This is a genomic window from Cellulomonas septica (assembly GCF_012396155.1).
Taxonomy (GTDB): Bacteria; Actinomycetota; Actinomycetes; order Actinomycetales; family Cellulomonadaceae; genus Cellulomonas; species Cellulomonas septica.
In genome coordinates this window covers 1-4,915 of sequence record NZ_JAAXOY010000233.1, presented here as the reverse complement: position 1 = coordinate 4,915, position 4,915 = coordinate 1, and the positions used below count along the sequence as shown (strand labels likewise).

General features: G+C 73.6%; 5 protein-coding genes and 1 pseudogene. 4 read left to right on the top strand and 2 right to left on the bottom strand.

The window, feature by feature from the left end; translation table 11 throughout:
- Positions 1 to 352 (bottom strand): annotated as a pseudogene (locus tag HGA02_RS20915) (hypothetical protein); the annotation flags it as partial.
- A 111-nt stretch (positions 353 to 463) separates the two neighbouring features.
- Positions 464 to 865: a peptide-methionine (R)-S-oxide reductase MsrB gene (gene msrB, locus HGA02_RS10330; RefSeq protein WP_168678935.1), complete on the bottom strand. Its 402-nt coding sequence runs from the start codon at positions 863 to 865 to the stop codon at positions 464 to 466.
- 274 nt (positions 866 to 1,139) lie between these two features.
- Here msrB and HGA02_RS10325 point away from each other — a divergent pair, with 274 nt between their 5' ends.
- The 4 genes from HGA02_RS10325 to HGA02_RS10310 form a co-directional block, all read left to right on the top strand.
- Positions 1,140 to 3,197, top strand: a complete 2,058-nt coding sequence (locus tag HGA02_RS10325) for a putative bifunctional diguanylate cyclase/phosphodiesterase (protein ID WP_343035427.1) — start codon at positions 1,140 to 1,142, stop codon at positions 3,195 to 3,197.
- A gap of 96 nt (positions 3,198 to 3,293) precedes the next feature.
- On the top strand, positions 3,294 to 3,992 hold the full coding sequence (locus HGA02_RS10320; RefSeq protein ID WP_168678934.1) for a TasA family protein: 699 nt from the start codon (positions 3,294 to 3,296) through the stop codon (positions 3,990 to 3,992).
- A gap of 59 nt (positions 3,993 to 4,051) precedes the next feature.
- The gene (locus HGA02_RS10315; RefSeq protein ID WP_246247643.1) at positions 4,052 to 4,738 is read left to right on the top strand and encodes a signal peptidase I; all 687 of its coding nucleotides are present in this window, start codon (positions 4,052 to 4,054) and stop codon (positions 4,736 to 4,738) included.
- The coding region (locus HGA02_RS10310) for a hypothetical protein (RefSeq protein WP_168678932.1) at positions 4,719 to 4,915 on the top strand (197 nt) is incomplete at its 3' end. The genes HGA02_RS10315 and HGA02_RS10310, both read left to right, overlap by 20 nt.

Genomic DNA, 4,915 nt, shown 5'->3' with positions numbered 1-4,915 from the left:
TCTGCTTGAGGACGAGGCGGTCGATCTCCGGGAGCAGCGCGTGCGCGAGGGTGCCGCCGCCGACCAGCCACAGGTCCAGGCCGGGCTCGGCCTTGAGCGCGCGGACACGGTCGAGGGCGTCGGTCGCACTGGCCGGCACGGGCAGCACGAGCGCTCCGGTGTCGGTGCGCAGGTCGGCGCGGAGCCAGGCCTGCGCGGCCTTGCGGACGCCGTCCTCGAGCGCGGGGTGCTCGACGACGACCTCGCCGGACTGGAGGTCGACGGAGCCGACGGGTGCGCCGGTCTCCTGCGTGACGAAAAGACGGTCGGCGCCGTAACGGCGCCACCGTCTCACCGTCAGCAGCTCGTCCACGTCAGCATTATCGGCAGGAACGGGCCCGGACTTCAGGCGTGTCGACCATCCGGACGGCCCCCGTCGGGGTGATCCCCGATCGTCCCGCGACGGGGGCTTCGTGCCGGGTGGTCAGGCCTGCTGCTCGAACGTCAGGCTCACCGAGTTCATGCAGTAGCGGTCACCCGTGGGGGTCTGGGGCGCGTCGTCGAAGACGTGCCCCAGGTGCGACCCGCAGCGCGCGCAGCGGACCTCGGTCCGCACCATGCCGAGGCTGCGGTCGACGAGCAGCTCGACGCGGTCCTCGGCGAGCGGCGAGAAGAAGCTCGGCCACCCGCAGTGCGAGTCGAACTTCGTCTCGGACCGGAACAGCTCGTTGCCGCACGCGCGACAGCGGTACACGCCGACCCGCTTCTCGTCGAGCAGCTCGCCCGTCCACGCGCGCTCGGTGCCCGCCCGGCGCAGCACCGCGAACTCCTGCGGCGCGAGCTCGGCGGCCCACTGCTCGTCGGTCTTCTCGACCTCGTAGCCCATCTCGTCCTCCTCGTGGGAACCGCGCGGTGCGGCGCCCGACCGGTGCAACACGGGGGGGCCGCCACCGGTTCCCGACGCGCCGGACGGGTCGCTGACCAGCGCGTCTCGCAGTTCCTCGGCACTTCGGTCTACGGTGCCCCGTAGCGCACGCTCCTCCCGCGCTGACCGAAAGCCGCCGAACCCGACCGACTCGCCCCCGGTCGTCCTTCCCGCCCGTGAGGTCCGCGTGCCCCGTACCCGTCGACCGTGGTCGTTGACGCGCTACTTCGCGGTCGTGAGCGTCGTCGCCATGACGGTCCTCGGGCTCGCGCTCGTCGTCGTGTCGGCGAACGTCATGGAGCGGCAGTCCACGCGGGACGGGATGGCGTCCGCGGAGTCGGTGCAGTCGTACGCGACCGGGCAGGTGCCGACCGACTCGTTCGTCATGGCCACCGCGCTGACCCCCGAGCAGGACGCCGCGGTGCGCGCGGCCGTCGCCGGGTTCGCGGACAGCGTCGTCGAGGTCCGGCTGTGGGCGCAGGACGGGACCCTCATCTTCTCGACCGCCGACCGCACGACGAGCGGCTTCCCCGACGGCGACCGGCTCGACGCGACGATGCGCACCGGCGAGCCGGACGCGAAGGTCGTGACCGACGTGCGCGGCGACGAGGGCGAGGCGAGCGGCACGCAGACCGACGTGCTCGACGTGTACGTGCCCGTCACCGCGGGCGACACGCTCACCGCGGACGACCAGGCGACGGACGCGGGCGAGGTCGTCGGGGCCGCGGAGGTCATGCTCGACCACACCGGCTCGGCCGACGCGGTCGGCGACGCGGTCCGCACGGTCGGCATCGTCGTCGCCGTCGGGCTCGTGCTGCTGTGGGTGCTGCTGTTCCGCACGGTGCTCACGACGTCGCGCCGCCTGCAGGCGACCGCGCTCGAGAACGCCCGGCTCGCGCTGCTCGACTCGCTCACGGGCCTGCCGAACCGGCGCATGCTCGCGGACCGCATGCGCCGGACGATCGCCGAGGCGCAGCAGGACGGGACGCGCGTCGGGCTGATGATGCTCGACATCGACCACTTCAAGGACATCAACGACTCCCTCGGCCACGACCGGGGCGACGAGCTGCTCGAGCAGGTCGCGGAACGGCTGCGCGGCGCGCTGCGCGAGAACGACGTCGTCGCGCGGCTCGGGGGCGACGAGTTCGCGGTCCTGCTGCCCGACGTGCGGTCGGTGGAGAACGCCGAGCGGCTCGCACGGCGCGTGCGCGGGCTGTTCGCGACGCCGTTCCCGCTCGGCGACCTCGCGCTGCACGTCGAGACGTCGGTCGGCGTGGCGTGCCTGCCGGAGCACGCGAGCGACGCGTCGTCCCTCATGCGGACGGCGGACGTCGCGATGTACGCGGCGAAGCACCGCCGCACCGGCGTCGCCGTCTACTCCCTCGACGAGGACGACTCCTCCCCCGCGCGCCTGGTCCTGCTGGGCGACCTGCACCGCGCGCTCGACGCGGCGAGCCCCGACTCGCACGAGCTCGAGATGCACTACCAGCCGAAGGTCGACCTCACGACGGGCCGCACCGTGGGCCTCGAGGCGCTCATGCGCTGGCGGCACGAGACGCGCGGCCTGCTGGCGCCCGCGGCGTTCATCCCGCTCGCCGAGCAGTCGGGGCTGATCCACGACGTCACGCGGTACGCGCTCACGGCGTGCGTCCGCCAGCTCGCGCAGTGGTCGCAGGACGGCCGCAGCACGCCGGTCGCGGTCAACCTGTCGGCGCACGACGTCGCGTCGACCGACGTGGTCGACCTCATCGAGCGGCTGCTCGAGGAGCACGCGGTGCCCGCCGAGCTGCTCGAGGTCGAGATCACCGAGACCGCGCTCGTGGCCGACCGGTCGCGCGTCGTGCCGGTGCTCGAGCGCCTCGGCGAGCTCGGGGTGCGGGTCGCGATCGACGACTTCGGCATCGGCAACACGTCGATCTCGCAGCTGCGCGACCTCCCGGTCGACGAGCTGAAGATCGACCGGCTGTTCGTCGCGGACCTCCAGGCCGGGGGCCGCGAGGGCTCGGAGGTCGTGGTCCGCGCGATGGTCGACCTCGCGCACTCGTTCGGGCTGCGCGTCGTCGCGGAGGGGGTCGAGGACGAGCACACCGCCGAGATCCTCGCGCGGCTCGGCGTCGACCAGGCCCAGGGCTTCCTGTACTCGCGCGCCGTCCCGCCGGCGGATCTCACGTTCGGCACGCTCGTCCCCACACCGCGTCGCGGGGCCGACGAGTCCACGCGACCTGCGGGTTCACGTCCGGGCGGGCGGCGTCGCCCCCGGACGGCGCAGACCACTCGTCACTCGAACGAGTGAATCTCACCCGGATGCCTCAACCCGCGCCACCCGTTTGCCGATGGTGATTCGTCCGGCCCGTACCTGCCTGCGCACGATGCCCGAGGAGTGCCCCCGATGATGGACGACCTGCTCCAGGAGATGATCGACCCCGCCCCGCCGCAGCGGGACAGGCCGCGACGTCGCCGGATGTGGACCACGGTCGGCATCGTCGGGCTCGCGGTCGTCGGTGCGACGTCGCTCACGACGTCGGCGCTGTTCAGCGACACCGACTCGACGAGCGCCGAGATCTCGACCGGCACCGTAGACCTCGCGGTCGGCGCGACGTCGTTCGCGCTGCCGCCCGGCGGCATGGCGCCCGGCGACACCGTCTACACGCCCGTGACCGTGAGCAACGACGGCTCGCTGCAGCTGCGGTACGCGATCGAGTACCGCGCCGAGACGCTCGCGACCGGCCCCGCCCCCGCGCCGACGCTGGCCGACGGCGCCACGCCGCAGTCGCTCGGGAACGTCGTGCAGCTCGCGATCTTCGAGACGGCGCAGTGCGACGCGGCCGGCGTCGCGGGTGCCGCACAGCTCGGCGCGGTCGACGGCGCGGCCACCCCCCTCGCGACGGACTTCACCGCGATCGTCGGCAGCGCCGCGACCGGCCCGGACACCGACGACCGCGACCTCGGCGCCGGCACGGACGAGACGCTGTGCGTGCGCGTCCACCTGCCGATCGGCGCCGACAACAGCTACCAGGACACGGCGCTCGCGCTCTCCCTGCGCATGCAGGCCGAGCAGGTCGCGAACAACGGCACGTCCTCCTCCTGAGGTCCCGTGCGATGAGGTTCCGCAGGCGCACCCCCGGTGCGCCCGCCGTCGACCGACGGATGCCGAGCGTGCCCGCACGCACCAGGACCGCGCGCGCCCCGCGCCCGGTCTGGCGCCGCGTGCTGTCCGCCGCGCTCTGGACCGTCGTCGCGGTGTGCGGGGCCGCGTACGCCGCGTCGCTGCTGGTGCCGCTGTGGTACCAGGTCAACGACGAGCGGCTGCTCATCGTCACGTCCGGGTCGATGGCGCCGAAGTTCGAGGCCGGCGACGCCGTGGTCCTGCAGGCGATCACGCGCGAGTCGGACCTCAAGGTCGGCCAGGTCGTCTCGTTCTGGCCCGTCGGGTCGCAGCAGCTCGTCACGCACCGGATCGTCGCGCTGCGGCACCTGCCCGAGCTCGTCGACGACCCCGCGACGGGCGAGCGCGTCCCGAAGATCGGCGCCGACGGCGCACCCGTCACCAAGCCGTACGTGTTCACCAAGGGCGACGCGAACGCCGAGGCCGACCCGAACGCGATCCCCATCACGCGCGTCCGCGGCGTCGTGCTCGACGTGCACCGCGGGTGGGGCTGGGTGCTGCAGTGGTCGACGTCCGCGACCGGCCGTGCCGTGATGCTCGTGCCGCCCCTGCTGTCGCTCGCGACGCTCGAGATCCTGGCCGTCACCGACGGCCGACGCGAGCGCCGGGCCGCGGCCGCGAGCGCCCAGGCCGACGCGAGGAGGTTCGATGACCTCCTCCTCGACTGAGGCGCACGTGCCCGCCGGCCGCCACCCGTTCCTCGCGGCGGACCGCGGGTCGTGGGTGCGCCTGGCCGTGGTGCTCGCGTTCGCGGCGGCCGCGCTCGTCGCGCCGTTCGTCGGGTCGACGCAGGCGCAGTTCACCGACCACGCGACCGTCGAGATCCGCTACCAGGTGGGCCCGAC

Excerpts from the sequence above, each read along its gene's own strand:
- HGA02_RS10320 (WP_168678934.1), top strand. The coding sequence starts at position 3,294 with ATGATGGACGACCTGCTCCAGGAGATGATCGACCCCGCCCCGCCGCAG.
- HGA02_RS10315 (WP_246247643.1), top strand. The coding sequence starts at position 4,052 with ATGCCGAGCGTGCCCGCACGCACCAGGACCGCGCGCGCCCCGCGCCCG.
- msrB (WP_168678935.1), bottom strand. The coding sequence starts at position 865 with ATGGGCTACGAGGTCGAGAAGACCGACGAGCAGTGGGCCGCCGAGCTC.